Source organism: Streptomyces sp. E2N166 (assembly GCF_003671715.1).
Lineage (GTDB): Bacteria > Actinomycetota > Actinomycetes > Streptomycetales > Streptomycetaceae > Streptomyces > Streptomyces thinghirensis.
Window position 1 is genome coordinate 559,739 of the sequence record NZ_RAIF01000006.1, and the last position, 25,898, is coordinate 585,636.

The 25,898-nt window shown below is 74.0% G+C and carries 24 protein-coding genes; 9 read left to right on the top strand and 15 right to left on the bottom strand.

Annotated elements, in window-relative coordinates; all coding sequences use genetic code 11:
- Positions 1-783: 783 nt before the first annotated feature.
- The 3 genes from EBH09_RS02940 to EBH09_RS02950 form a co-directional block, all read right to left on the bottom strand.
- The gene (locus tag EBH09_RS02940) at positions 784-2,070 is read right to left on the bottom strand and encodes a helix-turn-helix domain-containing protein (protein WP_121745445.1); all 1,287 of its coding nucleotides are present in this window, start codon (positions 2,068-2,070) and stop codon (positions 784-786) included.
- 117 nt (positions 2,071-2,187) lie between these two features.
- Positions 2,188-4,932: a helix-turn-helix transcriptional regulator gene (locus EBH09_RS02945; protein WP_121745446.1), complete on the bottom strand. Its 2,745-nt coding sequence runs from the start codon at positions 4,930-4,932 to the stop codon at positions 2,188-2,190.
- Positions 4,933-5,162: 230 nt separating this feature from the next.
- The gene (locus tag EBH09_RS02950) at positions 5,163-6,095 is read right to left on the bottom strand and encodes a dienelactone hydrolase family protein (protein WP_121745447.1); all 933 of its coding nucleotides are present in this window, start codon (positions 6,093-6,095) and stop codon (positions 5,163-5,165) included.
- Between the two features lie 487 nt (positions 6,096-6,582).
- On the opposite strand from EBH09_RS02950, the gene EBH09_RS02955 reads away from it, so the two are divergent.
- Complete coding sequence (locus tag EBH09_RS02955; RefSeq protein WP_121745448.1) at positions 6,583-7,467, top strand: Gfo/Idh/MocA family oxidoreductase; 885 nt, start codon at positions 6,583-6,585, stop codon at positions 7,465-7,467.
- A gap of 16 nt (positions 7,468-7,483) precedes the next feature.
- Here EBH09_RS02955 and EBH09_RS02960 read toward each other — a convergent pair whose 3' ends face one another.
- Together EBH09_RS02960 and EBH09_RS02965 are read right to left on the bottom strand one after the other, a co-directional pair.
- Positions 7,484-7,849, bottom strand: a complete 366-nt coding sequence (locus EBH09_RS02960) for a hypothetical protein (protein WP_121746205.1) — start codon at positions 7,847-7,849, stop codon at positions 7,484-7,486.
- Positions 7,850-8,003: 154 nt separating this feature from the next.
- A complete protein-coding gene (locus EBH09_RS02965; protein ID WP_121745449.1) occupies positions 8,004-8,903 on the bottom strand; it encodes a GNAT family N-acetyltransferase in 900 nt (299 codons plus the stop codon).
- Positions 8,904-9,288: 385 nt separating this feature from the next.
- Here EBH09_RS02965 and EBH09_RS02970 point away from each other — a divergent pair, with 385 nt between their 5' ends.
- The 3 genes from EBH09_RS02970 to EBH09_RS02980 all read left to right on the top strand — a co-directional run bounded on the left by EBH09_RS02970 (position 9,289) and on the right by EBH09_RS02980 (position 12,011).
- Entirely contained in the window at positions 9,289-10,503 is a 1,215-nt protein-coding gene (locus EBH09_RS02970; RefSeq protein ID WP_121745450.1) for a glycoside hydrolase family 64 protein, read from the top strand.
- A gap of 59 nt (positions 10,504-10,562) precedes the next feature.
- A complete protein-coding gene (locus EBH09_RS02975; RefSeq protein ID WP_121745451.1) occupies positions 10,563-11,672 on the top strand; it encodes a PP2C family protein-serine/threonine phosphatase in 1,110 nt (369 codons plus the stop codon).
- A 117-nt stretch (positions 11,673-11,789) separates the two neighbouring features.
- Positions 11,790-12,011 carry a hypothetical protein gene (locus tag EBH09_RS02980; protein ID WP_121745452.1) on the top strand — a complete coding sequence of 74 codons (222 nt, stop codon included), beginning with the start codon at positions 11,790-11,792 and terminating at the stop codon, positions 12,009-12,011.
- Between the two features lie 133 nt (positions 12,012-12,144).
- Here EBH09_RS02980 and EBH09_RS02985 read toward each other — a convergent pair whose 3' ends face one another.
- From EBH09_RS02985 to EBH09_RS03000, 4 genes are all read right to left on the bottom strand, one after another.
- Positions 12,145-12,633, bottom strand: a complete 489-nt coding sequence (locus EBH09_RS02985) for a DUF5709 domain-containing protein (protein WP_121745453.1) — start codon at positions 12,631-12,633, stop codon at positions 12,145-12,147.
- A 97-nt stretch (positions 12,634-12,730) separates the two neighbouring features.
- Positions 12,731-14,209 carry a hypothetical protein gene (locus EBH09_RS02990; RefSeq protein ID WP_121745454.1) on the bottom strand — a complete coding sequence of 493 codons (1,479 nt, stop codon included), beginning with the start codon at positions 14,207-14,209 and terminating at the stop codon, positions 12,731-12,733.
- Positions 14,210-14,385: 176 nt separating this feature from the next.
- A complete protein-coding gene (locus EBH09_RS02995) occupies positions 14,386-16,740 on the bottom strand; it encodes a glycosyl hydrolase family 65 protein (RefSeq protein WP_121745455.1) in 2,355 nt (784 codons plus the stop codon).
- The gene (locus EBH09_RS03000; RefSeq protein WP_121745456.1) at positions 16,737-17,477 is read right to left on the bottom strand and encodes a beta-phosphoglucomutase family hydrolase; all 741 of its coding nucleotides are present in this window, start codon (positions 17,475-17,477) and stop codon (positions 16,737-16,739) included. The genes EBH09_RS02995 and EBH09_RS03000 overlap by 4 nt, the downstream gene beginning before the upstream one ends.
- A gap of 53 nt (positions 17,478-17,530) precedes the next feature.
- Between EBH09_RS03000 and EBH09_RS03005 the strand changes: the two genes are divergently transcribed.
- Complete coding sequence (locus EBH09_RS03005) at positions 17,531-18,202, top strand: nucleoside/nucleotide kinase family protein (RefSeq protein WP_121745457.1); 672 nt, start codon at positions 17,531-17,533, stop codon at positions 18,200-18,202.
- A 74-nt stretch (positions 18,203-18,276) separates the two neighbouring features.
- Here the strand turns inward: EBH09_RS03005 and EBH09_RS03010 are convergent, their stop codons facing one another.
- Together EBH09_RS03010 and EBH09_RS37685 are read right to left on the bottom strand one after the other, a co-directional pair.
- Positions 18,277-18,711: a DUF3662 domain-containing protein gene (locus tag EBH09_RS03010; RefSeq protein WP_121745458.1), complete on the bottom strand. Its 435-nt coding sequence runs from the start codon at positions 18,709-18,711 to the stop codon at positions 18,277-18,279.
- Between the two features lie 73 nt (positions 18,712-18,784).
- Positions 18,785-18,946: a hypothetical protein gene (locus tag EBH09_RS37685; protein ID WP_193776082.1), complete on the bottom strand. Its 162-nt coding sequence runs from the start codon at positions 18,944-18,946 to the stop codon at positions 18,785-18,787.
- A 235-nt stretch (positions 18,947-19,181) separates the two neighbouring features.
- Between EBH09_RS37685 and EBH09_RS03015 the strand changes: the two genes are divergently transcribed.
- A complete protein-coding gene (locus tag EBH09_RS03015) occupies positions 19,182-20,099 on the top strand; it encodes a MurR/RpiR family transcriptional regulator (RefSeq protein ID WP_193776083.1) in 918 nt (305 codons plus the stop codon).
- 318 nt (positions 20,100-20,417) lie between these two features.
- Positions 20,418-20,801: a hypothetical protein gene (locus EBH09_RS03020; RefSeq protein WP_193776084.1), complete on the top strand. Its 384-nt coding sequence runs from the start codon at positions 20,418-20,420 to the stop codon at positions 20,799-20,801.
- Between the two features lie 46 nt (positions 20,802-20,847).
- Here the strand turns inward: EBH09_RS03020 and EBH09_RS03025 are convergent, their stop codons facing one another.
- Positions 20,848-21,336 (bottom strand): flavin reductase family protein, encoded by a 489-nt coding sequence (locus tag EBH09_RS03025; protein WP_121745459.1) that lies wholly within the window; start codon positions 21,334-21,336, stop codon positions 20,848-20,850.
- Positions 21,337-21,579: 243 nt separating this feature from the next.
- Positions 21,580-22,416 carry a hypothetical protein gene (locus tag EBH09_RS03030; RefSeq protein WP_121745460.1) on the bottom strand — a complete coding sequence of 279 codons (837 nt, stop codon included), beginning with the start codon at positions 22,414-22,416 and terminating at the stop codon, positions 21,580-21,582.
- A gap of 145 nt (positions 22,417-22,561) precedes the next feature.
- On the opposite strand from EBH09_RS03030, the gene EBH09_RS03035 reads away from it, so the two are divergent.
- Together EBH09_RS03035 and EBH09_RS03040 are read left to right on the top strand one after the other, a co-directional pair.
- A complete protein-coding gene (locus EBH09_RS03035) occupies positions 22,562-23,296 on the top strand; it encodes a TetR family transcriptional regulator (protein WP_121745461.1) in 735 nt (244 codons plus the stop codon).
- Positions 23,297-23,470: 174 nt separating this feature from the next.
- Positions 23,471-23,884, top strand: coding sequence for a zinc ribbon domain-containing protein (locus EBH09_RS03040; protein WP_121745462.1), 414 nt, complete (start codon positions 23,471-23,473; stop codon positions 23,882-23,884).
- A 62-nt stretch (positions 23,885-23,946) separates the two neighbouring features.
- On the opposite strand, the gene EBH09_RS03045 is transcribed toward EBH09_RS03040, so the two are convergent.
- Together EBH09_RS03045 and EBH09_RS03050 are read right to left on the bottom strand one after the other, a co-directional pair.
- Positions 23,947-24,333, bottom strand: a complete 387-nt coding sequence (locus EBH09_RS03045; protein ID WP_121745463.1) for a PPOX class F420-dependent oxidoreductase — start codon at positions 24,331-24,333, stop codon at positions 23,947-23,949.
- 41 nt (positions 24,334-24,374) lie between these two features.
- A complete protein-coding gene (locus tag EBH09_RS03050) occupies positions 24,375-25,553 on the bottom strand; it encodes an aminotransferase class I/II-fold pyridoxal phosphate-dependent enzyme (RefSeq protein ID WP_121745464.1) in 1,179 nt (392 codons plus the stop codon).
- Between the last annotated feature and the right edge of the window lie 345 nt (positions 25,554-25,898).

Sequence of the window (25,898 nt, forward strand, 5' to 3'; positions counted from 1 at the left end):
CGTCCCCGCGGGTGGAGGCCGCGCCGGGATCGGCGTCCCCGCGGGTGGGGAGGCCGCCGGGGAGGCGGGCCGGGGCGGGGTCGGCTTCGCCGCGGATACCGAGGCCGCCGGGGAGACGGGCACTCTCGCCTCCACCGGAGCACCAGCATCCCGAGCCACACCGCAACGCGACCCGCCACGCACCGCCACGGCGTCGGGGCCGTAATCACCCTCGCTCCCGGCACGGGCTCCTCTCCGCGCACGACAGAGCACCGGGGGCAACGCCGCGCCGGAAGACCAGGGCGGGATTCGCACGCACGCGGCGTCCGGGACGCCCGCCGGCCCGGGGCGTCCGGGACGGCGGGGGCCACGGTCTCGGCCACGGGCGGGCGAGCGGGGTTGACCCGCGACGGGTGTTTCGGGGCTTCGAAGGGCAGCGGGGACACCGCCCCGGCGCCAAGGCGGAGCAAGGCCGGGGCAGGTCGGAGCAAGGCCGGGACCCGGCGGAGGGAGGGTAGCTCCGGGCCCGGCGCCGGAACCCGGGGCCGGAGCCCGGCGCCGGGACCCGGGGCCGGAGCCCGGCGCCGGGACCCGGGGCCGGAGCCCGGCGCCGGGACCCGGGGCCGGAGCCCGGCGCCGGGACCCCGGGCAGGGCCGGGGCGGCCCGGATCGGGTCAGGTCGGCCCGGGTCGGGTCAGGTCGGCCCGGATCGGGTCAGGTCGGCCCGGGTCGGGTCAGGTCGGCCCGGGTCGGGTCAGGTTGGCCCGGGTCGGGGCAGGTCAGGTCGGGTGTCGGAGGCGTTCGTCAGGCGTGCAGGACGCGTCGGGCGGTCAGGGCCAGGGTTATTTCGACGACGTCGGCCGGGCGGGCCAGCGAGCGGCCGGTCAGCTGCTCGCAGCGGCGGAGGCGGTTGAGGACCGTGTTGCGGTGGCAGTAGAGGCGTTCGCCGGCCCGCTGGGCCGAGCCGTCGCAGTCGAGCCAGGTGGTGAGGGTGTCCAGCAGCACCTCACGGTCGGCCGGCTCCAGCCGCAGCAGGGGGCCGAGCACCTTCTCGGCGAGGGCCCGGCCGAGTTCGGGGCTGGAGACGACGAGGGCGGCGGGAAGGTGGTCGGCGAGCCGGACCGTGCCGCCCTCCTCGGGGCAGATGTCCAGAGCCGTGTCGGCGTGCCGGCGGGCGTCGCCGACGGAGGCGAGTCCGTCGACCGGGGTGCCGACGCCGATCCGGATGCCGGGCAGCACGGCACGCGGCCCGGACTCCGCGTCCTGCGGTCCCGGGAGCCCGTCGTCGTCGGGGCCGACCAGGACGATGCCGTAGTCGACCTCGCCTCCCGCGTGCCAGTGGACGCGTCTACCGGACGCCACGGCGGCGGCGCGGGCGGCGTCGGACCGTGCGGGGTGCCGGCCGGTGACCGCGACGACGACGTAGCGGCCCTGCTCCGGCAGGCCCAGCGCCTGCGCTGCCTCGGGCAGGTCGGCGATGCGGCTGGTGCCGTCGAGCAGGCCGGCCGCCAGCAGCCGGGCCCGGTTCTCGCGGCGTCGGGCGAGCTGCCACTCGGTCTGCCGGTAGGCGTCCGCGACGAGGGTGCAGTGCTCGTCGACGAAGTTCCACACGTCGGCGGCCACGTGCACGAGGAGGCGCACGTCCTCGGGTGCGGTCCGGGAGGTCTCCTCGATCAACCGCTGCCACACCAGTGAGCCGCCGAGACGGAAGGCGTGCAGCAGCGCGTCCAGCGGTAGCCCCTGCTCGGCACGGGTGGCGCCGATCCGCCAGGTGCAGCGGCGGGCCGCTTCCCGCGCGCCGCGCGGGTCGAGCAGCGAGGCCACGCTGTGCCGCAGCGAGCGGTGGACCTCCTGCCAGGTGGCGGAGGGATCCTTCGTGATGGCCGCGCGGTACGCCGGCTCCTGCTCCTGCAGCAGGGCCACCAGCCGGTCGGCCAGGTCGGGCAGGTCGTCGAGCAGGGCGCGGGCGGCCCGGTGCAGGACACGCAGGGCGTCGGCGTCCATCAACGACGCGACGCTCGGTGTCCGCGGGCGTGGTACGGGCGTCAGCCCGGTGCGGATCGCTGCTCGTGACCGTACGGCGTGCTGCATCGCGGTCCTCCCCGGGCCAGGGCTTGCGGGGGCGCCCCGCGACGGGCTGTCCGCCCGTGCCGGGCCTGCCCCCTGACTCGTCCTGCCCCGAAGGATGGCATACCGTCCGGTCGGTCCCTAGGGTTGTGCACCGGTCTTTTCGCCCCGTCCGGCCTGTCCGGCATGCTCGACCATGCGGGCCAGCTCCAGGCGGGACCGTACGCCGAGCGCCGCGAAGACCTTGCGGAGGTGGTAGTCGACGGTGCGGGTGCTCACCGCGAGGGTCAGCGCGATCTCGCGGTTGGTGGCGCCCTCGGCGACCTGCCGGGCGATGCGCAACTGCTGCGGCGTCAGGCGGGACAGTGCGCCGGCACCCGAGTCGTGCGGGGCCGCTCCGAGCGCCCGCAGCTCGCCGCGCGCCTGCGCCGCCCAGACGCCGGCCCCGCAGCGGTCGAAGCCGGCCAACGCGGTGCCAAGGCGGCCACGGGCCTCACGCGGCCTGCGCCGCCGGCGCAGCCACTTGCCGTAGAGGAGCGCGGTGCGGGCCCGTTCGAAGTCGCCGCCCGCCTCGTCGTGCCGGGCGAGCGCGCGCCGGTAGAGGTCGTCGGCGCGGTCCGGCGGGGCGAGGAGGGCGTGGCAGCGGGCCAGTTGCGCGGCGGCCTGCGGATCGGCGCCGAACGCCGCCCAGCCGGCGAAGTCCGTGAGGACCGCGCCGGCGTCCTCGTGGCGTCCGGCGAGGACCGCGGCCTCCACGAAGCACGGCACGGCGAGCCGCCACACCGCGAAGTGTCCGCGCCCGGGTCCGGGCAGGACCAGGAGCCCGAGCCGGTCGGCGGCGTCGAAGGGGCGTCCCCGGCCGAGGTCGGCCCGGGCCGCCGCCCACTCCGCGAGGGTGGCCGCCTGCGCGAGTCCGTGCCGCCGGGCGGTGGTCAGCGCGGCCGTCACATGCCGGGCGACGACGTCCGGTTCCTCCTCGATCGACGCCGCGAGGGCCAGCACCGCCCGGTGGTGGGCCGCCGTGTTGCGCTGGCCCGCCCGCAGCGCGGTGCGCAGTCCCTCCTCCGCGTGGGTGCGGGCCTGCGGGTGCCGGCCGGCGCGCAGTTCGGCGTAGGCCAGGTACTCCAGCGCCTGCGGCACCAGGGCGTCCGAACCGAACTGCCGGGCGGCGGCCAGGGCCCGGGACCCGGCCCGGCGCGCGGCGTCCACGTCCCCGAGCAGCAACGCGGCCGACGCCGACCGCAGCAGCCCCTCCGGCCGGACGCCGGTCCTGGCCCGCTCCACCACCTGCCCTAGCGGCACGACGGCCCGGTCGAGTCGCCCTTCGAGCAGCGCCCGCATGCCGACACGGTGATCGCGCGCAGCGCCTGCCACGTACGCCGTGCCGCACCGGGCGTCCGCGTGCCCCGGGGCCGGGGCCCTCGAAGGCGGTTCCGGCGCGAGTGCGGCCAGACACGCCGACAGGTCACCCGCCGCCCAGGCCGCGTCGGCGGCGGCCAGGCCGGCGGTCGCGGCGTCGGCGGGGGCGTCCGCGGCGAGCAGGGAAGCGGCCAGCAGCAGCGACTGGTGGGCGTCGCCCACGGGGCCGTCCCGTAGTTCCGTCAGGCCACGCACCAGCTCGGCCCGTCCCCGAACACCGGCCGGGGCGGCGCAGCCGCGGGCCGCGGCGAGCAGCGGGCGCGCCCGGTCGGGGCGGCCGGCGAGCAGCGCCTGCTCGGCCGCGGCCGTGTACCGCTCCGCGCGGGCGGGGTCATCGGCCGTCAGCTCGGCGGCACGGGTGTACACCGCGGCGCGCAGCCGGGACGAGCCCGGCACCGTGCCGTCGGCGGCGACCGCGGCGAGCCGGTCCGCGAGCGACGGCGCGGGCGACGGACCGGTCAGGGACCAGGAGCGGTGCAGCAGCGCCGGGAGCCGTCGGCCGCCGGCCTCCAGCACGTCGGCCAGCGCCCGGTGTGCGGCGCGGCGCCGGTCCGGTGCGGCGGTGGCGTGGACCGTACGACGGACCAGGGGGCCGTGGAAGCGGATCCGGTCGTCGGCCAGGGCGAGGAGCGCGGGAAGCGGTCCCGGGAAAGGGGCGGGGGACGGCGTGTACGCCGGTCCCAGGTGCCGTACGGCGTCGAAGACCAGGCCCGCGTCGACGTCCGGTCCGTCCGAGGCGCGTAGGGCCGCCGCCACCGTCAGCAGCAGGTCGTGCGCGTCCGCGGACAGCCCGGTCAGGGCCTCCCCCGCCACCTGCGCCAGGACCGCGGCGTCGGCCAGGGGTCTGGGCGGGGGCCGGTGCCCGCGCAGTTCGGCCGGTGAGAGCCGGCGGACGAGGGCGAGGAGCAGGGCCGGGTTGCCCTCCGCCTCCGCGAGCAGCTGCTCGCGCACGGCCGGGTCGGCGGCGCCGTCGGTCACGTCGTCGAGCAGGGCGTCGGCCTGCGGCGGCGTGAGCGGGTCCAGACGTATGGCGGGCAGGTGGGCGTACTCCGGGTCGACGGCGCGATGGCCTGCGACGGAGAGGAGTACGCCGACGCGGACCGTGGGGTCCAGGCGTTCGACCGCACGGCCCAGGGCGGTCCGGGCCGGGGCGTCCCACAGGTGCGCGTCGTCGACGCACACGAGCAGCGGTGCCTCGCCGGCCGCCGCCCGCAGCGTGCCGAGCAGTTCCCCGGCGGTGGCGCGTGCGCTTCGGTCCGGACCGGGCCCGAGATGGAGTACGGGACCGGCCCGGAAGGAGCGGGCGGCCCAGTGGAGGAGGGTGGTCCGGCCGAGCCCGGGTTCGCCGGTCACGACGAGGTTGCCGCTGTGGGTGCGCAGGCCGTCCAACAGGGCGCGCACCTGATGCCGTTGCGCGTCCCGGCCGTGGATCCGCACGGCCGCACGTACGGTCGTCTCTCCGGTCATTCCCGGGAGGTTACGCGCGCGTAACCTGACGCGGAAGCCATCGGTCCGCAGCGGCCCGCCGGGGCATCGGTGGTGTCACCTGCGGTTGTGCGCCGTGTGGCCGGGGCACGCACTGTGCCGCTGCCCAGCGGTCCCGGTCCGGAGCCGTGCGGCGGCACAACCGCGGGTGACACCGCCGACGGCGGCCGCAACGTGCCCGCGACCGCCGCCGGTTGGTGCCGTGAGCCGGGTCAGGAGCCGTGCGGGCAGTTGCCCCGGTACTCCTCGATGGTCAGGCTCGGCCGGGGCAGCGGGCACAGGAACTGCTCGTAGCGGGTGTCGTTGTCGATGAACCGCTTGAGCCAGGAAATGCTGTACTTCGCGATCGTCGTGTCCGACGTGTTCGGCGTGAAGTGGCTCGCGTTGTTCAGCTCCAGGTAGGCGCGGTCCGTTCGGGACGGCAGGCTGGAGTAGAACGGCTCGGAGTGCGAGGAGACCGGGGCGATGGTGTCGCCGTCGGCCCCCACGATCAGCGTCGGGGTGCTGACCTCGGGCCAGGTCTTGTCCGTGTTCCAGGGGGTGAGCGGGATCGCGGCCTGGAGCGACGGCCGGGACTTGGCTGCCTCCAGAGAGCCGCCGCCGCCCATCGAGTGGCCCATGACGCCGAGCCGGCTGCTGTCGACCCGCCCGCGGACGGAGCTGCGCTCGGTGAGGTAGTCCAGGGCCGCCAGCAGCTGCCGGCCGCGGGAGGCGGGCTGGTCCAGGGTGGTGTTGGTGTCGATGGTGAACACGACGAAGCCCTGCGAGGCCAGCCGCGGACCGAGCCAGGCGATGGAGGACTCGTACGCGGTGAAGCCGGGCGAGATCACGACGGCGCCGAACGTGCCGTCACTGGTGCTGGTCGGGTAGTAGATCGTGCCGCCGCCGAAGCCGGTGACCGCGAGCGAGGAGACGCTGGTGTCCGCCACGGAGTACGGGCCGCGCAGTGCCTCGATGCTGGACTCGGTGGGCGCCGGACCGCGCTCGTAGGGGTTGTCGGCGGCGTGGGCGCCGGGGCCGGTGAGGGTGCTGAGCGCGACGACGGCGGCCACGGCCGCCGTGACGCCGGCGAGCCGACGCCGCGTTCCGCGGAACGCCGGGCGCTCGGCCCGGGAAGCGGCGTGGGTGTGGGGAGTCTGCTGCACGAGGGTCGTCCTCTCTGTCGTGGCGAGGGGCCCGGCCGGTGATCGCACACGGTCCGGAACGCGTGGGGGCGCGTCCCGGGACATCCGCCGGACGGGCGTCGCCGATGTGCTGGCGGTGCCACTGTCGGCGGGCGGTGCGGTGCGGGGGATCGGCAGAATCACCGGCCTCCCGCGCCGGGTGTGTCGCGGGGCCGGGGGTACGGCGGGCCTGGCAGGAGGAGAGAGAGGCAGGGAACGAGCGCGGACGACGGGCCTGGGCGGAGGAGGAGCAGAGGGGCGGAGCGCAGGGGCAGAGGGCGTCGGGGCCAGGCAGCGGTGGCGCGACGGACGAGCCGGCGACCACGCCGCCGTCCCGGAGGCCGCGGTCTTGCCCGGGCACCGGGCCGGTGTGGCACGCTCGGCGTCGGCCGGGCTGTCGCGCGCCGGCCGTCAGGGAGGAACGTCGGCGGGCCCGGGTCCGGGTTCGGCACTGCGGAGAGGCGAGGGCATGCGTATCGGACTGCTGGGCACCGGTCCCTGGGCGGACATGGCGCACGCGCCCGCCCTGCGCCGGCACGACGGCCTGGACTTCGTGGGCGTGTGGGGGCGCCGCCCGGACGCCGCCAAGGAGCTGGCGGACCGGCACGGCACACGCGCCTACGACGACGCCGACGCCCTGCTGGCGGACGTGGACGCGGTCGCCGTCGCGCTGCCACCGGCCGTGCAGGCCGAGCTGGCGGTGCGGGCGGCGCGGGCCGGGTGCCATCTGCTGCTCGACAAGCCGCTCGCGGCGACGGTGCCGCAGGGGCGGGCGGTGGTCGAGGCGGCGCGTGCGGCGGGCGTCGCCTCCGTCGTCTTCTTCACCGCCCGATTCCAGCCCGGGACCGAGGCGTGGATCACCGAACAGGCCGCCAGGGGCGACTGGTTCACGGCGCGGGCGCAGTGGCTCGGCGCGGTCTTCAGCGGCGACAGCCCGTTCGCGGACTCGCCGTGGCGACGGGAGAAGGGCGCCCTGTGGGACGTGGGACCGCACGCCCTGTCGGTGCTGCTGCCGGTCCTCGGTGACGCCCGGGGGGTGACGGCGGCGGCGCCGGGCCCCGGCGACACCGTCCACCTGGTCCTCGACCACACCGGCGGCGCGTCGAGCACGCTCACGCTCAGCCTGACGGCGCCGCCGGCCGCGGCGGGCGCGGCCGTGGAGCTGCGTGGCCGGGCCGGTGTGACGTTGCTTCCGGAGAGCACGGAGGGGCCGGTGCCCGCTCTGCTGCGAGCCGCGGACGCGCTTCTGTCCGCCGCCGGGGGCGGACACCCGCACGCGTGCGACGCCGCGTTCGGCCTGCGTGTCACCGAGATCCTCGCCGAGGCCGAGGCCCTGCTGAGCGATCGGCGGTGACCGCCGTCAGCCGCCGTCAGCCGCCGGCCCGCTCCTGTTCGAACGGCTCGTCGCTCCACCGGAACCAGGCTCTCTCTCCCTGGATGTGCAGCAGGAACTCGGCGACCGGCCCGTCGGGAGAGACCAGCCGCACGCGTCGTTCGATCTCGGCGTAGACCGCCTCCCACTGGGCCCAGTGCCCCTCGTCGTCCCGCTCCGCGAGGGCGAGTTCGCGGGCGAAGAGGTCCTGGACGGTGACGAACGCCGGGCCGGCGCGGAACCGGCCCGACAGCCACGGGAAGTCGGCGTCGTCGATCAGGATCTCCCCGACCTCCGCGGCAACTCCCTGCTCCCCCGTGTCCGGCGCCCCGCGCACGTGCCAGATCTCGCCCTCGAACCCCACATCGCCTCCGCACACGCCGTGGACCACCGTGCCGGACAGCATGCCACCCGGCACTGACACCGACGCCGCCTCCGACACAGGCCCACCTGCCCTGCCCCTGCACCGGCACCGGACCGGCACCGGACGGGAGAACTCCCGGCCCGGTGCCCGACGACTACCGGCCGACCGCTACGGGATGGAAGTTGATCCGCTCCCGCACGACCGGGTAGCCGGCCTTGGCGAAGTTGGCGGCCATGGGGTGGTTCCCCCGGTCGGTCGCGGCCGAGACGAACTCCGCGCCCCGCTCCACCAGGAAGTGGGTGCACTCGGCCAGCAGGTCGAAGGCGTATCCGTGTCCGCGGTGTTCCGGCAGTACGCCGATGAAGCCGACGCACGGGCCGGACGGGTTGTGCGCGGGGATGTGGATGCCCGCGAGTTCTCCTTGCGGGGTGTACGCCGACTGCCACCACTCCCGCGGCGAGGGGCACCAGTGGAAGAAGTCGAGTTCCGACTGCGCGGCCTGGTCGAGTCCGCCCTTCTCGATGTCCATGAGCGCGTGGGCGTCCAGGGTGACGGAGTGGATGCGGCGCAGCGCGTCGAAGAACACCGCGTCGTCCGGTTCGGGGCGGCAGACCAGACGGCCGGGCCGCTCGGGGAGCCCGCACTCCGGCGTCCACCGGTACAGGAAGCGTTCGACCAGGAGGTCGTACCCGGCCTTGCGTGCGGCGGCGAAGCGTGCCTCGGTGGCGGCGCGCAGGGCGGGGTCCTCGCGCCAGGTACCGGGCGGGTTGAGCTCCAGTTCGACCCGCCAGGGGGCGGTGCTCAGGAGTTCGGCTCCCGCCTCCTCCTCGCCCTCGGCCACGTCGAACCAGTTGAGGGTGACGGGTTCGGTGTCGTCGGGGCCGCCCCACCAGGCACCGCGGGCGACGACGGCGCCGTCGCGCAGGGCGACCCGCTTCCAGTCGGGGCGGTGGTGGGTGAGCCGGTGGCCCTCACGGGCGCCCAGCGGGTCGGGCAGGGTGTCGAAGAGATGGGCGTCGCTCGCGTCGAGCGCGCGGATGACCAGATCGGTCACGGATTCCTCCGGGAATCATGCGTGGTGCGCTCCCGGTGTCAGTCGAGGTACGCCGGGACAACGGGGAGGGAGCGCGAACGTGATGTGAACTGCACGGCTCTGCCCTCCTTCCGTCGGTCTCAGGGCGTGTCCCGGACAGTACCGGGTGCCGTGCGGGGGCGGCCACCGGTTTTCCGGCGTGGATTAAACGGGCCTTAAACGGCGGTTAAGCGTTCCCTGCGCGGCGCCGGTCACCCCAAGTCCCAACTGGCACAACGGGTTTGAGGGCGGGCGGAGACGGTTGGCCGGGCCATCCGCCGCGCGTACCATCGGCCCACGTCGTGAGAGCGCTCTCAGACTTCCGCTCCCCCGCTGTCATGCCCCGATCACACTGGAGACCCCCCACATGACTCCCCGTCACCAGCGTCCGCTCGCCCGCCGCAAGCTCCTCGTCGCCCTCGGCGGAATGGTCGTGGCCGCACCAATCGCCGCCGCCGTCGCCCCGCACGCCCTCGCGGGCGTCGGCTCGGACGACTCCGCGGCCGGCTCCGGCACCAGGGCCGCCGGAGCCCTGCCGCTGACGATCGTCAACAGCACCGGCTCCTTCGGCAACGGCGACGTGCACGTCTACATCGTCGGAAACGTGGACGGCCGGCAGGTGCGCGTCACCCCCGACGGCACCGTCGCGCCCGTGGCCCTCTCCGACAACGGCGCCGACGGCTTCACCGACTACGCGATCAGCCTCGCCGGCAGCGGCGACACCGAGCTGAACCTGCCGTACCTCTCAGGCAGGATCTACGTGTCCCTCGGCGGAAAGCTGAAGTTCAAGGCGGTCGCCGACGGCGCCGGCAACGCCGCGCTGCAGTACCCGGCGGGCTGGGTCGAGTCCGACCCGAACTACGGAGTGCTGCACGACTGCGCGGAGTTCACGTACAACTCCTCCGGGATGTTCTGCAACACCACCATGGTCGACATGTTCAGCGTGCCGCTCGCCATCCGGCTGACCGGCGCCAAGGACCAGACCACCGGCACCGTGCGCGCGGGCGGAAGGGCGGACGTCTTCGCCGCGCTGCGGCAGGTCGAGGAGTTCGCGCCGCTGGTCGTGGACGACACCCGCGTGATCGCCCCCGGCCACGGACTGGACGCCGGCCTGTTCCCCAAGGACTACCTCGCCCCGTACATCGACGAGGTCTGGAGCACCTACACCGGAAAAGATCTCAGGATCACCACCAACGCCGGCACCTTCACCGGCCGGGTGCGCGGCGACCGGCTGACCTTCGACGGGCCCGCCCAGGTGTCCTTCGGCAAGCCGTCCACGCGGGACGTGCTGTTCTGCGACGGCGCCCTCGCCGCGCCCAACGACGGCACGACCGGTCCGGTCGCCGCGGTCCTCGGCGCCGGCTTCAACCGCTCCACGCTGGTCTCCTCGGCCGACCAGCCGACGACCGACCCGGCGGCGTTCTACGGGACCGCGCTGACCAACCACTACTCCAAGGCGGTGCACGCGGCCACCGAGGACGGCAGGGCGTACGGCTTCGCCTTCGACGACGTGGCCGACTTCGCCTCCTACATCCAGGACACGGCGCCCACCGGGTTCCGGCTGACGCTCACCGCGTTCTAGACCGGGGCGGGAGAGGCGCCCGGCGTGCGGTGGACCGGGCGGCGTAGGAGCGTGGTGGTGTGCGAAAGGTGTCGGCCCCGCCACCGCGCCGGGGCGAGGACCGGCGGAGCTGGCTGAGAGGGGCTCCGCCACCCCGTTGGGTGCGGGCGCTGCCGCCGGTCCTCGTCGTGGCGATCTGCGCGGCGACGCTCATCAGCCACGATCCCCTCGACATCGGCTTCCTGCTGGGCGCCATCCCGCCGCTGGCCGTACTCTCCTACAGCCCGCTGGCCACCGCTCTGCTGGGCGGCGTGGTGGTCGCGCTGCTGAACATCCCGGCCTTCCAGCTCGACCGGCCGGGCGGCACCGACCTGCTGACCGTCGTCTTCGTCGCCGGGCTCAGCGTCTTCGTGTCCTTCGTACGCAGTCGCCGCGACGCCCAGCTCGGTCTGGAGCGCACGGTCGCCGAGGCCGCGCAGCATGCCGTCGTGCCCCCGCTGCCCGAGCGGGTCGGGGCGGTGCGCTGTGCCGGGCTGTACCGGGCGGCGCAGCGCGGGACGCTCGTCGGGGGCGACTTCTTCGACGTACGGGACGGCCCCTTCGGCGTACGGGTCGTGACGGGGGACGTACAGGGGCACGGGCTGTCGGCGGTGTCGACGGTCGCCTCGCTGCTGGGGGCGTTCCGCGAGGCGGTGCTCGACCAGCCGGATCTCGCGTCGGTGGCCGGGCGGCTCGACCGCAGGCTGGTGGTGGACTCGGCGGACGCGCGGCACGCCGAGCTGTTCGCGACAGCCGGGCTGCTGGAGTTCTCCGCCGACGCCCTGGAGGTCCGCGTCGTGGTCTGCGGCAACCCGCCGCCACTGCTGCTGCGGGGCGCGCGGGCCACGGAGCTGGAGGTCTCGCCGTGGACGCCGCTCGGGCTCGGGCTGGCGGACGCCGACGCGGTCGAGTCCTGCACGGTGTCCCTGCGCCCCGGTGACCGGCTCTTCCTCGCCTCGGACGGAGTGGTCGAGGCCCGGGACGCCGACGGCGCGTTCTACCCGCTGGCCGACCGGCTGACCGCCTTCGCCGACGAGGACCCCGCCGTGCTCCCCGAGCGCGTCTGGGCCGATCTGGTGCGCTTCTGTCCGGACGTGGCCGACGACGTCACGATGCTCGTCCTCACTCCTTCGCCCCCGGCGCCGGCCTGAATCCCGTCGGTCTCCGGATGCGGGGGCCGCTTCCGCATTGAATGGTGTTATCGGGATATTCGGGACCGACAACAGCACGGCACCGAAGCAGCGATCCGGATCCGAGGAGCACTGATCATGTCGACGCCACAGCCCGACGCCTCCCAGCCGTCCGAAGCACGCGCGGGGAACGACCGCGCCACCCCGGACGACCTGCTCCACACCCGTACCGGCACCGAGGTGTCCCCGGAGGACCTCGTCCTCGCGGCCGGCCGCGACGTCACCCCGAAGAACCTCGAATGGGCCAGGCGCAAGCTGGACGAGGAGGGACCCGCCGCCCTCGACAAGCTTCTGCCCTGACCGGGCGGCGGCCACCGGGCGTCACATGGCCCTGACCGGTGCGGGAGGCACCGGTCAGGGCCATGTGACGCGTGAGCAGGCTCGCGGGCGGGTCGTCAGGCGAACGGCCGGGTCGTCAGGCGCAGCCGGGGCCCTACCGGTCGTTCTCCCTGTCCGGCAGTGCCGTCTCGTCCTCCACGACGTGCATGGCGGCCTCCTCGGCGCCCGCCGCTCCGCCGTCGATGCCGACGTCCTCGGCGACGGTCTCCTTCGTCGTGTCGGTGCGTACGCCCTCGTCGGGGGCGACCAGGCGGCCGGAGCGCTCCGTGCCCGCCTCGGGGTCGACCGGTTCCCCGTCACCTCCGGGCTTGTCGCCCACGCCGTCGCCGTCCGGCGCGGACACGTCGGGGGTCTCCTGGGACAGCCGCTCGTCCAGGGTCTCGCCTTCGTGCTGCTCGGCGGCCGTGGTGCCGTGCTTGGTCACGCCGAGGGGTTTCTCCGGCGGGGAGTAGCCCTCGTCGAGCGTGTCGTCGTAGGTCCGCTCGTCGACGGCGTCCTGGAGGTCGAGGGGCGCGGCGTCCTCCTGCTCCTCGTTGGTTCCGGTGGGCTGGTAGACGTCGTCGGCCATCGGGTCCGTGCCCATCGCTGCCTCCCTCTCGCGCTGCGTCGGCTCGGTGGTCTGGGTGTGCGGTTCGCGTTTCCCGATACGCGATCTCTAACCCGTTCCCGGCCCGGGATCTTCACCCCCGGGGTGCGACGCGGATGCTCAGGTCGGTGATGCGGTGCGATGCCCAGCCGCGGGCGTAGCCGGGCGGGGTGCCGCCCGGGCCGGTGACGTCGGCGACCGGGACGCGACGGGCGGTGTCCACGATCTCGGCGGCCGTGATGTTCTCGTTGTTGCCGCTGGTGGCGCCGGAGGAGCAGCCCGTGTAGTAGCCGATCGGGATGGACTCGTGCCCGGTGATCAGACACGGCGGGCGCACACCCAGCCGGTGCAACTCGTCGGCGACGCGGGCCCAGTCCTCGCGGCTCTCGACGTTGCGGTCCACGGTGCCCACGAGGACGGCGAACTGCACCGCCAGGTGGCCGGCCAGCGCGAGCGCGACGAGGGACGCGGCCACCGGACGCCACCGGCCGCCTGCCGTCCTGGCCAGGTGCCACAGCGCCACGGCGACCGGGACGGCCAGCAGGGCGTAGGCGGGCTGGAGGAAGCGGGGCGCCGCGTAGCCGATCATGAACAGGTAGGGCAGCGCGGCCGTCACCGCACAGGCGAACGGGATCACCGTGCGGGCCGCGCGCCGGGCCCGGACGGCGACGACGACCCCGAGGACGGCGACGGCCGGGAGGACGAGCCACCACAGGGTGACCACCGGGTGCGGCATCGATCCGGTGCACGGGCGGCACAGGCCTCGCCCGCCCAGGCTGCGCATCTGGTCGTCGACGGCGATGTTCCAGCCGAGGCCGCCCTGGATCTCGGAGGCCCTGGACAGCCGCTCCCCGAGGCCGCCGTACCAGCCGTACGCCTCGATCACCCACTCCACTCCCCCGGCGGCGAGGCCGCCCACGAGGGCGAGCAGCAGCAGCCAGTGGCGGCGTACGAGGACGAGGACCAGGAGGGGCAGGGTCACCCAGACCGCGTCCGTGGGGCGCATCCACGCCATCAGCGCGGCTCCGGTCACCACTCCCCACACCGTGGCCCGCCCGGACAGCCCCTGCCGGACCCGCAGGAAGCAGCCGACGCAGATCAGGGCGCCGATGGCGACCCAGTAGTTGGGCATGGCCTGCGGACCGTAGAAGAGGGTCACCCACAGGGTGGCGAAGAACGCGCCGGCCGTGGCCAGGACGGGGGCCGGGAAGAGGCCCTTCCAGGCCCGCAGGGCGAGGTACAGGCCGAGGCCGGACAGCACGGCGAGGTAGACGCGCAGCAGTTCGGTGGACGACGACCAGGACGCGACGGGCGCGACCAGCAGGGAGACGCCGCGGGAGCGCGGCGCGCTGAAGAAGGCGGCGGGATGGTGGGAGGTGACCTGGCTGACGTACACCGTCTCGTCCCAGCCGAGGCCCATCCAGGGGTGGACGAAGACCAGTTGCAGCAGGGTGAAGACGGCTGCCACCGCCGCGATCAGGGCGTCACCGCGCAGGCGCCCTGGGGTGCCGGACGCCGTCGTCGCCTCGTCCCGCCGTCTGCCGGCGAGCATGGCGTTCACGCCGTCGGCCATCGTGCACCCCTCACCCCCACTCGTCGCGGGGCCGCTCGTTGCTCACCTCCTGCCGCCAGTGGCGGGAGCCCGGAAAACAAGGTCAAACTAACCCGCCGGCCACGGATGCGCAGGGCGGAAGTCGGCCAGTCGTGCCGTCTCGTTCCTTCCTCCCTCCGCACTCCGCGACCGGCCGGTCAGTGGGCGTTGGGGCGGCGGTGCGGGGGCTGTTCGGGGGTGGGGCGCCGTTTGGGTGCGGGGACGGCGCGGGTGACGGGGCCGTCCCCGTTCACGGTCAGGGCGGCTCCGTGGTGGTGAATGGTCAGCGGTGCGCCCTCCAGCAGCGTGTACGTCGCCTTGTCGGCGCGGATCTCCACGCGCAGGCACCGGCCGCGGAACTGGAGCCGGAAGGCGAGACGGCTGAACTTCTCGGGCAGGCGCGGCGTGAACCGGAGGCTGTCGCCGTCCCTGCGGGTGCCGCCGAACCCGGCGACCAGCGCCATCCACGTACCGGCGAGCGAGGCGATGTGCAGCCCGTCGCGGGTGTTGTGCTCCAGGTCCGCGAGGTCCATCAGCGCGGCCTCGGCGGCGTAGTCGTAGGCCAGCCGCAGATGTCCGGTCTGGGCGGCGACGACGGCCTGGCAGCAGGCGGACAGGGAGGAGTCCCGTACGGTCAGCGGCTCGTAGTAGGCGAAGTTGCGGGCGATCTGGTCCTCGTCGCAGTGGGCATCGAACCAGCTGCCGCAGGTGTACATCGACAGGACGAGGTCGGACTGCTTGATGACCTGCTTGCGGTAGAGGTCGAAGTAGGGGAAGTGCAGCATCAGCGGGTACTGGTCGGCGGCGGTCGCGGCGAAGTCCCAGCGCTGGTGGCGGGTGAAGCCCGAGTGCTGCTCGTGGACGCCCAGCTCCTCGTTGTAGGGGATGTGCACGGACTCGGCGGCGTCCCGCCAGGCGGCGCTCTCCTCGTCGTCGACGCCGAGGCGGGCCGCCTCGTCCGGGTGCCGTTCGCACACGTCGGCCGCGGCGAGCAGGTTCGACCGTGCCATGAGGTTGGTGTACGTGTTGTCGTAGGCGATGGCGCTGTACTCGTCCGGACCGGTGACGCCGTCGATGTGGAAGACGCCGTGGTGGTCGTGGTGGCCCAGCGAGCGCCACAGCCGGGCCGTCTCCACCAGGAGTTCGAGGGCGATGTCGCGTTCGAAGTCGGTGTCGCCGGTCGCCGCCGTGTACCGCACCGCCGCGTGCGCGATGTCGGCGGCCACGTGGAAGGCGGCCGTGCCGGCCGGCCAGTACGCGGAGCCCTCCGAGCCGTCGATGGTCCGCCACGGGAACGCGGCACCGCGCAGCCCGAGCTGGGTGGCGCGGTCCCGGGCGGCGGGGAGGGTGTCCCGGCGCCAGCGCAGGGCCTCGGCGACGGCCTTGGGCTCGGTGTAGGTCAGTACGGGCAGCACGAACATCTCGGTGTCCCAGAAGGCGTGTCCGTCGTAACCGGAGCCGGTCAGTCCCTTGGCCGGGATCGCCCGCTGTTCGGCGCGGGCTCCGGCCTGCAGAACGTGGAAGAGGGCGAAGCGGACGGCCTGCTGGATCTCCTCGTCGCCGTGCACCTCCACGTCCGCGCGCGCCCAGAAGTCGTCGAGGTAGGCGCGCTGCTCCGCCACCAGGCCGTCCCAGCCGCTGTGCGCCGCGGCGGCGAGCGCGGCCTCGACCTGGTCGCTCATCGCGGGCCGGGAGCGGGCGCCCGACCAGCCGTGGGCGACCGTCTTCTGCACCCGCAGCCGCTGTCCCGGCTCCAGCACGGAGGTGATGGTCAGTCGGGCCACGTCCGTGTTGCTCTCGCTGCTGGTGGTGATCTCCCCGGAGGAGTCGACGACGTGGTCGGCGGCCACCGCGACCCGCAGACCGCTGCGCCGCGTCCGGTGGACCAGGCGCAGCCGGGAGCCGATGGCGAGGTCCTCCTCCGGCTCCAGCGGGGACTGCAGCGCCTTGGCCGTCCGGGGGTCGCCGTCCGGGGACGGCAGGCTCTCGTTGGTGACGAGTTCCGACTGGATGACCACCCGGGTCCGGCTGTCGACGGGTTCCACCTCGTACTCCACCGCGGCGATGGCCCGCTGGGTGAGGGAGACCAGCCGGGTGGAGCGCACCCTGATGGTCGTACCGGCCGGGGAGGTCCACTCGCAGGTCCGCTCCAGCACGCCGCGCCGCAGGTCCAGGGTGCGTTCGTGCTTGACGAGCCGCCCGTAGCGCAGGTCGAAGGGCTCGTCGTCGACGAGCAGCCGCAGCAGCTTGCCGTTGGTGACGTTGATGACGGTCTGGCCGGACTCGGGGTAGCCGTAGCCCGCTTCGGCGTACGGCAGCGGGTGGAGTTCGTAGACGCCGTTGAGGTAGCTGCCTGGCAGGCCGTGCGGTTCGCCCTCGTCGAGGTTGCCGCGCCAGCCGATGTGCCCGTTGGACAGGGCGAAGACGGACTCGCTCTGGGCGAGGAGGTCGAGGTTGAGGGCCGTCTCGCGCACGGACCAGGGCTCGACGGCGTACGTCCGGTTGGTGATCACGCCTGGCCTCCCAGTTCGGCGAGGTCCTTGACGACGCGGTCGGCGCCGTGGGCGTAGAGAGCGTCGGTCTGGCCGACGCGGTCGACGCCGACGACGTAGCCGAAGTGTCCGGAGCGGCCGGCGTCCATGCCGGCGAGCGCGTCCTCGAACACGGCGGCGCGGGACGGGTCGACGCCGAGGTCGCGGGCGGCGGCGAGGAAGGTGTCCGGGCGTGGTTTGCCCGGCAGCTTCCGCTCGCGGGCCACGACGCCGTCGATCCGTACGTCGAACAGGTGCTCGGCGTCGATGGAGTGCAGCGCGTCCCGGGTGTTGGCGCTGGAGGAGACGACCGCGGTGGCGAGGCCGGCGGCGCGGACCGCGTCGATGTAGCGCAGCGTGCCCTCGTACGGCTTCACTCCGTCGGTGCGGATCTTCTCCAGGAGCAGTTCGTTCTTGCGGTTGCCGACACCGTTGACGGTCTGCGCGTCCGGCGGGTCGTCGGGGTCCCCGTCGGGCAGTTCGACGCCGCGGGAGGCGAGGAAGGAGCGCACGCCGTCGGCGCGCGGGCGGCCGTCGACGTACTCGTCGTAGTCGGAGTCGGTGAAGGGGCGGAAGTCCGCGCCGTCCCGCTCGCGCAGGAAGGCGTCGAACGTCTCCCTCCAGGCGGCGGCGTGCACCACCGCGGTCCTGGTGACGACCCCGTCGAGGTCGAAGAGGCAGGCGCGGATGGAGTCGGGAAGTCCCAGCTGCGTCGTCATACCGACACAGTTCCCCGCCGGGGCGGGTCCGATCAGGTGACACACTCTGCGGTGTGCCGCTGACTTTCGACGACCTTCTCTCCCGGGCCCGCTCCCTGCCGAGGGGCGGGCGGCGCGCGATCCTCGGCATCGCCGGAAGTCCCGGCGCCGGGAAGTCGACGCTCGCCGAGCGTCTGGTGCGGGAACTGAACGGGCCCGGCGCGCCGTGGGCCGCACACGTCCCCATGGACGGCTTCCACCTCGCCGACGCCGAACTGGACCGCCTCGGCCGCCGGGACCGCAAGGGCGCGCCCGACACCTTCGACGCGGCCGGGTACGCGGCGCTGCTGCGCCGGCTGCGCGAGGAGCCGGAGGACGAGAGGGCGGGCGGCGAGACCGTGTACGCGCCCGGCTTCGAACGCGTACTGGAGCAGCCGATCGCCGGCGCCGTGCCGGTGCCGGCGTCGGCGCGGCTGGTCGTGACGGAGGGCAACTACCTGCTGTTGGAGACCGGCGCGTGGGCGCGGGTGCGCTCCCGGCTCGACGAGGTGTGGTTCTGCGAGCCGGCGGAGACCGAACGGGTCCGCCGGCTGGTGGCGCGGCACGAGCGGTTCGGCAAGTCCCACGAGGCCGCGGTCGCCTGGGCTCTCGGCACCGACCAGGGCAACGCCGACCTGGTCGCCGCGACCCGGGACCGCGCCGACCTCGTGGTACCGGCGGGGGCGATGCCGGGCGCGGACGACTAGGGGGTGTCGTTCGGGTCCTGCCGGAGTCGCGGGACCTGGCACGCGCGTCGGCGGCATGGCCCGCCGGACATGCCCTATGTCGTGAGACGGCCGTCGGTGGCGCGCGGCCGGGGCTCCGCGTGCGGGAAGCCGTCGGCGCTCACGTGCGGCATCACACCGCTCGCCACGCGGTAGCGGCCGTTGGGCACGTCGTCCGACTTGGTGATGTGCACGGCCAGCGGGCCCGCCCACTCGTATCCGTGCCGTTCGGCGTGCCGGGCCAGGCTGTCGGTGAGCACCTGGCCCACCTGGCTGTCGCGGCGTGCCAGTTCCTCGTGGACGACACCGGCGAGGGCGACGTCGTACGCGTTGGGCACCATGAGCCGCCCCTGGGGCGAGACCACGGCGTTGTTGTCGCATTCCGCGCGCAGGGCGTCGAGGAGTTCGACAGGGTCCCTGCCGAAGACCCGCGCCCACAGCGCTTCCCAACCGTTCTCCAGGACTTTCTCCAGCGCGCTGATGGCGCCCATGCGGTATTCACCTGCCGGGTGTTCTCGGGGTCGGCCGCCCGGTGTGCGCGGGCGTGGCGCGGTTACCGGGCGGTCATTCCTCGTCGTAGTCGTCCGGGCGGACGTGCGCCTCCTCCAGGGCCTCGCGCATGGTCCGGCCGGTGCCACCCGGCGGGCGGGGCGCGTCCTGGTCGCGCTGGTCGAGAACGTCGTCGGTGGTGTCGGTCTTCGGCCGGTTCTCTTCCGGGACGGTCATGACGGTGGCTCCTCGTCCGTGCTGTAAGTGCTTCCTGCTTCCGTGGCGGCGGGTTCCCGGCCAGGGCCGTGCTATCCCCGCGGGTGCGGATGCCGGTGCCTTGCGGGCGCCGGTGCCGGTTCGCCGCGGGGCGGACGCCGGCTCGTGAAGGCTCAGGGGCGGTCCGTGACACCGTCCTGCCGGGCACAGGGGGTGAGCTATGTTGACCTCCGTGGGAGACAAAGGAGGCGCGTCCGTGCCATCGCCGCAGCAGGCACGCGCGCAGGCATCGGCGATCACCTCGGGAAGGGCGGCCCCGGAGACGGAGGTCTCCCCCACTTCCCGGCTCAGGACGCTGTTCGACCGGCCCCGCCTCTCCCCGGGCCAGCGGCGCATCGCGCAGTACCTCATCGAGCACCTCACCGAGGCGGCGTTCCTGTCGATCACCGACCTCGCCGACCGGGTGGGCGTGAGCCAGCCCTCGGTGACGCGGTTCGCCTCGGCGGTCGGGTTCAGCGGCTACCCGGCGCTGCGGGAGCAGCTCCAGTCGATCGCTCTGGGCGCGCGCGGCGGCGCTCCGGCCGACGAGAACCGGGGCAACGAACTCCAGGCGGCCGTCGACGCCGAGATCGAGAACCTGGAGAACCTGCGGCGCGACTTCGCCGACGCCGACCGGGTGATCGACGTCGGACGCAAGCTGGCCGCGTCCGCGCCGCTGACCGTCCTCGGGCTGCGCATCTCCGTCTCGCTCGCCGAGTACTTCGCCTACGCCGCCCGCCGCGTCCACCCCGACGTACGCCTGGTGACCCGGGGCGGCACCGTCGCCTACGACGCCCTGCTCCAGTCCCGGGAGGCGGGCGGCACCTGGGTGCTGGCCTTCTCCATGCCCCGGCACGCCCACGAGACTCTCAGCGCCGTCCGGGTGGCACGCCGTGCCGGGCTGAAGGTGGCGCTGATCACCGACCTGGCGCTGGGTCCCGTCGTGGACGAGGCCGACGTCACCTTCGCCACCGGCACCGGGTCTCGGCTGGTCTTCGACTCCTACGCGGCGCCGGGCGTGATGTGCGCGGCGCTGCTCCAGGCCATGACCGACGCCGACCCCGAGCGGACGCAGGCTCGGCTGGAGGAGTACGAGCAGGTCGCCGACCAGCACCAGTTCTTTCTCCGGGACTGAGCCGGCCCCGGTTTTCGCCCCCGATTGGTCGGCGCAGACGGGGGCCATCCCCGTCAAAGCAGGCATGAATGTTTTCATACGTCTTGCAAAGCGGTTGGCATATATAAATACTGCTCACGGATCGCGACCCGGCCGCCCCGGAACGCGTCCACACCTGCGCGAACACCTCTGGCAGCCGGCTCCTACCCGCTCCGGCGCAACCCGGGGTGTTCCGTCGGGCATCGCCTGCGCGAGCGCCCGCGGCGGTCCCGGTCGTCCCCTGGACCGGGACCGCCTCAACCGTCGCCCCACCCCGTCGACGCCGCACACCCGGAAGCGATGATCATGCCCCTGACGACCACGCGCATCAGCCCGGACTGGCCGTGCCAGGTCAAGACGCCCGGCAGCTACGACTGGGAACGCTCGGCGGCCAAGTGGCTGCGCGAGCTGGTGCCGGCCCGGTACGCGGGCTACCCGGCGCTGATCCGCCACCCCGTACTGCTCGCCCGGCATGCGCAGATCCAGGTCCAGCACGAGATCCGGGTGGCCCGCACCGCCCTGCAGACCGCCCGGGCGGACCTGCCCCGGCTCGGCCTGCCCGAGTCGGTCATCGAGCACACCATCAAGCTGTACGCGGCGGAGGTCCTGCAGTTGCAGCACATCGCGCGCAGCGTGCGGGCGGTCACCGAGGCGCTGGTCGAGCGGGGCGCCGCCGGACGCTGACCGGCGCCGTCCCGGACTGCCCCGCGCTCGTCCCGGACCGCGCAGGTCAGTCCACCGGGTGGCCGGGCCGGATGGTGTGGGCGTCGGCGAGTCGCAGCAGCCGTCCGCCGGACGCCTCCCGCCCGCCCCACTCGACCGGGTCGAGGACGAAACCGACGTGGTCGCCTCCGGCGGCGCGCTCCACCACGCGGCCGACGAACCACGCCTCGGCGTCCTCCAGCACGATCGACCCTCCGTACCCCTCACGCCAGCGGACCCGCCGGAACTTGTCCACCCGGTCGCCGGTCTGTCCGCCGAACATCTCGGCCGTTTCGCGCTGGTCGCGGCCGAGCAGATGGACGGCCAGGACGTCGGCGGAACGCGCCACCCGGAAGGTCCGGTTGACCTCGGAGAGCCATACGACGAAACGCACGGGGTCGAGGGAGCACTGTGAGGAGAAGCCGACCAGGCAGCCCGCCCGTTCCCCGGCCGCCGCGGCCGTCACCACGCACATGTCCGGGTCGAGCCGGCCGAGAAACACGTCCATGCCGGCCATGCTAGGGGGATGCCGTTCGGATCAGGCCGGCTCCAGGCAACGGTGCCTCGCAACCGGCCCGAGCGGGATCCGGTGCGTGCGACTGAAAGGCGGAAGGCGCGGCAACGCGGCAGGGGTCCCCCGCGCGAGCGCGGTCGAGCGTGTGGAGTCGGCGACCGACGACAACCCGCAGGCGCGCGTGCCAGACCCCGCGACCCCGGCAAGATCCAGACGACACCCCCTGCGCACCGCTCCCGGGCGGGGTCATGACGCGAGGAGGCGCCGCAGGGCCGTCCGCAGGGCGGTGACGAAGGAGCCCCGGCCCGCCTCGTCGAGGGCGTCCAGCGACAGGTAGGGGTTGAGGTCCTCCAGCTCGACCAGGAGCAGCTCACCGCCGGGCGCGCGGCAGGCGTCGACGCGCTGGATGCCGTGGTCGATGCCGTTCCACTCGATGAACCGCCGCGCGAAGTCGAGGTCCTGGGGTGAGGCGTCGTACGGCTCCAGCCGCCAGCGCCGATCGGGGTGCGGCGCGTACAGGGCGTACTGGAAGTCGTGGTCGACGAAGTAGAAGGAGATCTCGTGGGCGAAGTCGACGCGCGGCTGGACGAGGAGGTCCCCGGCGTCGCCACGCACCGTTTCCCACAGGCGGTCCGCGGGCACGAACCGCAGGCCCACCGAGTCCGCGCCGAGCCTGGGCTTGACGACGTACTCGTCCGCCGGGGGCAGCCGGTGCAGGTCCTGGGGCTGTCCGACGGTGGGGATGACCGGGTATCCCGCGGCCGTCAGGTCGAGGAGGTACTGCTTGCCGACCATGTCCGCCCGGCCGGTGAGCTGGTTGTAGACGCGGGTTCCGCGCTCGGCAGCGCGCTCACGGAAGGCGTCGTAGGCGGCCTGGTGCCCCAGCACGGGACCGCTGTTGCGGACGACGACCGCGTCGAAGGCGTCCAACAGCGCGGCGGCCTCCCCGGGGTGGCACAGGGCCAGGTCGAAGTCCTCACGCAGGCGGGAGGCCAGGAAGATGTCCTCGTCGCAGTAGCGCCGCCCGCGCGCCTCATAGGCCAGGTCGGTGACGTACAGGATGCGGGGGCGGGTGGACGGCATGCGGAACTCCTCGGGGCTGACCGGGAGTGATCGTATGCGACCGGCGCGACGAGGCGGCGAGGCAGTCGGTCAATGAGGGCACTCAGTTCCCTCCGTTCCCTGCACTGAGTGTCATGGGAGCCGGTGAGCTGCTACGTTCCCCTTCATGAGCTCCAGCAGTGCGGCGCCCCGCCGCGGGGACCGGACGGACGCGGCGGGTATCCGGCCGCCGATGCGGGAGGCGCTGGTCGCGGCGGCCTTCCAGCTGTTCCTGGAACGGGGCTACGAGCAGACGACCGTCGACGACATCGTCGCGCTCGCCGGTGTCGGACGGCGGTCGTTCTTCCGCTACTTCCCCTCCAAGGAGGACGTGGTCTTCCCCGACCACGAGCGGTGCCTGGCCGACATGACGGCCTTCCTGGCCGCCTCCCCCGAGGACGCCGATCCTGTGGTGCGCGTCTGCGACGCGGCCCGGCTCGTGCTGCGCATGTACGCCGAGAACCCGGCCTTCTCGGTTCAGCGTTACCACCTCACCAAGAAGGTCCCCGGACTGCGCGCGTACGAGCTGTCGGTGGTCTGGCGCTACGAGCGCGCCCTCGCCGAGTACCTGCGCGGACGACTGGGCGGGCGGCCGGACGGGATCCTGCGGGCCGACGTGATCGCGGCCGCGGTGGTCGCGGCGCACAACAACGCCCTGCGGTCCTGGCTGCGTTCGGACGGGCGGGACGACGCGGGCGCCGCGGTGGACCACGCGCTGGGGTACGCGCAGTCCACGTTCGGGGAGGTTCCCATCGCGCCCCGCGACGAGGCGCCCGAGGACGTGGTGGTCGTGGTCTCCCGGCGCGGGACGCCCCTGTGGCAGGTCGTGCGGGAGGTCGAGACCGCGTTCGCCCGCGACTGACGAACGCCGGCCGCGCGGTCACGGGCACGGAATCGAGGGTACGCAGTGCCTTTACGAGTGACACTCAGTGCCATACGCTGTGGAGCGTGCACGGTGGCACGGCGAGCCGCGCACACGCGTGCCCGGGCGACCGCGCACGCGGGATTCCGGCCCGAGTGCAGGGAGTTGACCAGCGTGTACCACCACTCAGGAAACGTCGCTCAGCAGGCAGTCGGCTCGGCGACGGGCGTGCTCGACCCCAAGGCCGCGGACGCCGAGGCCGTCTTCTTCCAGCGCTGCACCTGGTGCGGCACCGCCATGTACCACCGGGTGCTGTGCCCGGTCTGTCGCGGCAGCGACCTGCGGACCGAACGCAGCGAGGGCACGGGGACGGTGCGCCACGCCACGGTGGTGCACCGCAACACCCCCGCCGCGCGCAACGTGTCCCTCATCGAGATGGCCGAGGGCTTCGTGCTCCGCGGCCGGGTCATGGGCCCGCTCATCGGCATCCACAGCGGTGACCGGGTGCGGCTGTCCACGGCCAAGGACCCGGTACGCGGCGAACCCGTCTTCCAGCTGGTCGACGAGCCCTACCGGGCGTGGACCTGAGCGCCGGTCAACCCTGCGCGGAACGCTCCACCCCCGACGTCGGGGCGCGGCCGCCGGGCCGTTCAGGACACGAGCGTGATGCGGATACCCAGGGTGCCGTCCAGCCCCCGGCGCAGCCGGCTGCCGAACAGGGTGAGCCGGCCGACGATGCCGTACTTGCGGGCGATCAGCCGGCGGTAGCGGCCGGTGGTGGCCGGGTCGCAGATCTCCGCGGTCGCCGGCACCTGGTCGCCGGTCGGCCTCCCGCGCACGTCGCAGGGGCCGACCAGGACGTCGGCGCGGTTGCGCACGCGCTTGACCTTCCAGGAGTCGGCGGCCGTCCAGACGCCGAGGGTGTCCTCGTCCCGCACCACCCACACCGGGGTGGCGACCGGCGTGCCGTTCTTCCGGTACGTGGTGACCAGCAGGTACTTGCCGGCGCCCAGCCGGGCGAGTGAGGCGTCGTCCATGGTCCGGAAGTATAGGTGCCAAGGGATGCCGCGCCCCTCGCTCAGTCCAGGGCCGCCGTCATCCTCCGCACCGCCTCCGTGATCACCTCGGGCGAGGCCGCCAGGTTGAGCCTTACGTGTCCCGCCCCGCCGGTGCCGAAGGGGATGCCGGAGCTGAGGGCGACCCGGCCGCGGTGCAGGAAGACATCCGCCGGATCGTCGCCGAGGCCGAGCGCGCGGCAGTCGAGCCAGGCGAGGTAGGTCGCCTCCCCGGGGCGGTGGACGACGCCGGGCAGGTGCTCGGCCAGCAGGCCGGTCAGCAGCCGCCGGTTCTCGTCGAGCCCGGCCAGGACCGCGTCCAGCCAGGCGGCCCCGTCGCGCAGTGCGGCGGTGTGGGCGAGTACGCCGACATGGCTCGGTCCGTGACCGACCTCCTCGGGCATCCGCGCCAGGTCGGCGGCGGCGCCGGGTCCGGCGAGGGCGAGGGCCGCCTTGAGACCGGCCAGGTTCCAGCCCTTGGACGCCGACATCAGCGCGAGGCCGCGCTCGGCGCCGGGCACGCTCAGGTACGGCACGAACCGCGCGCCCGCGGTCACGACCGGCGCGTGGATCTCGTCGGCGACGACCCGGACGCCGTACCGCTCGGCCAGTGCGGCGACGGCGGCCAGTTCCTCGGCGGTGTGCACCGTACCGGTCGGGTTGTGCGGGCTGCACAGCAGGTAGGCGGCCCGCCCGCCGTCCGCGACGGCCCGCCGGAACGCATCCTCCAGTGTCCCTAGGTCGAGGCGCAGGTCCGCGCCGAGCGGCGCCTCGACGACTCGCCGGTCCATGTGCGTCACGAACTGGTAGAACGGCGGGTACACCGGCGGGTTCACGACCACCGGATCGCCCCGCCCCGTGACCAGTTTGAGCATCTCGACGACGCCCAGCATCACGTCGGGCACGATCGCGGTGCGTTCCACCGCGAGGTCGTCCCACCCCCACCGCTTGCCGGCGAAGGCGGCCAGGGCCTCGGCGTACGCGGTGCCGACGGGGTAGCCGGTGTCGCCGAGTTCCATGGCGTCGGTGACGGCGCGCGCGACGGGTTCGGCGAGCGGCACGTCCATCTCGGCCACCCACAGCGGCAGCACGTCCGCGGGGTAGGTGCGCCACTTCATGCTCGTGCGGCGGCGCAACTGGCCGAGGGTGAGTGCGCGCAGGGGGTTCGGTTCACCTGGCTGGTGCTGCGGGATGCTGGTCATGGGGCACAAGATAGGGGTCCGCGGTGCGACCGGGAAACGGGGAACATGGACGCCGCCGAAGCCGCCCGCCGGCATGGACGAGCACCGACGGGACCGCCGGCCCGGTGAACACGGGCGGGTCCGCCCCCGTATGGGAGGGGGGCGCTCGACGTCCGGAGGCCCCCGCGGCGGCGACGCCGTGTGTCCGGGTTCGGGAGCGCACGCATGAGGCACGCACGACGACGCATCGTCCGGCGAGTGGCACGGCTGGCGGCCGTCGGCGGACTCCTGGTCGGGGGGACGATGGTCACCCGGGCGGTGGCGAGCGAGCCCCCCGACACGTCCGCCGCGCCGCACACGTTGGCG

Excerpts from the sequence above, each read along its gene's own strand:
- EBH09_RS02940 (WP_121745445.1), bottom strand. The coding sequence starts at position 2,070 with ATGCAGCACGCCGTACGGTCACGAGCAGCGATCCGCACCGGGCTGACG.
- EBH09_RS02945 (WP_121745446.1), bottom strand. The coding sequence starts at position 4,932 with ATGACCGGAGAGACGACCGTACGTGCGGCCGTGCGGATCCACGGCCGG.
- EBH09_RS02955 (WP_121745448.1), top strand. The coding sequence starts at position 6,583 with ATGCGTATCGGACTGCTGGGCACCGGTCCCTGGGCGGACATGGCGCAC.
- EBH09_RS02970 (WP_121745450.1), top strand. The coding sequence starts at position 9,289 with ATGACTCCCCGTCACCAGCGTCCGCTCGCCCGCCGCAAGCTCCTCGTC.
- EBH09_RS02980 (WP_121745452.1), top strand. The coding sequence starts at position 11,790 with ATGTCGACGCCACAGCCCGACGCCTCCCAGCCGTCCGAAGCACGCGCG.
- EBH09_RS02985 (WP_121745453.1), bottom strand. The coding sequence starts at position 12,633 with ATGGGCACGGACCCGATGGCCGACGACGTCTACCAGCCCACCGGAACC.
- EBH09_RS02990 (WP_121745454.1), bottom strand. The coding sequence starts at position 14,209 with ATGGCCGACGGCGTGAACGCCATGCTCGCCGGCAGACGGCGGGACGAG.
- EBH09_RS03000 (WP_121745456.1), bottom strand. The coding sequence starts at position 17,477 with ATGACGACGCAGCTGGGACTTCCCGACTCCATCCGCGCCTGCCTCTTC.
- EBH09_RS03010 (WP_121745458.1), bottom strand. The coding sequence starts at position 18,711 with ATGGGCGCCATCAGCGCGCTGGAGAAAGTCCTGGAGAACGGTTGGGAA.
- EBH09_RS37685 (WP_193776082.1), bottom strand. The coding sequence starts at position 18,946 with ATGACCGTCCCGGAAGAGAACCGGCCGAAGACCGACACCACCGACGAC.
- EBH09_RS03020 (WP_193776084.1), top strand. The coding sequence starts at position 20,418 with ATGATCATGCCCCTGACGACCACGCGCATCAGCCCGGACTGGCCGTGC.
- EBH09_RS03025 (WP_121745459.1), bottom strand. The coding sequence starts at position 21,336 with ATGGCCGGCATGGACGTGTTTCTCGGCCGGCTCGACCCGGACATGTGC.
- EBH09_RS03030 (WP_121745460.1), bottom strand. The coding sequence starts at position 22,416 with ATGCCGTCCACCCGCCCCCGCATCCTGTACGTCACCGACCTGGCCTAT.
- EBH09_RS03035 (WP_121745461.1), top strand. The coding sequence starts at position 22,562 with ATGAGCTCCAGCAGTGCGGCGCCCCGCCGCGGGGACCGGACGGACGCG.
- EBH09_RS03045 (WP_121745463.1), bottom strand. The coding sequence starts at position 24,333 with ATGGACGACGCCTCACTCGCCCGGCTGGGCGCCGGCAAGTACCTGCTG.
- EBH09_RS03050 (WP_121745464.1), bottom strand. The coding sequence starts at position 25,553 with ATGACCAGCATCCCGCAGCACCAGCCAGGTGAACCGAACCCCCTGCGC.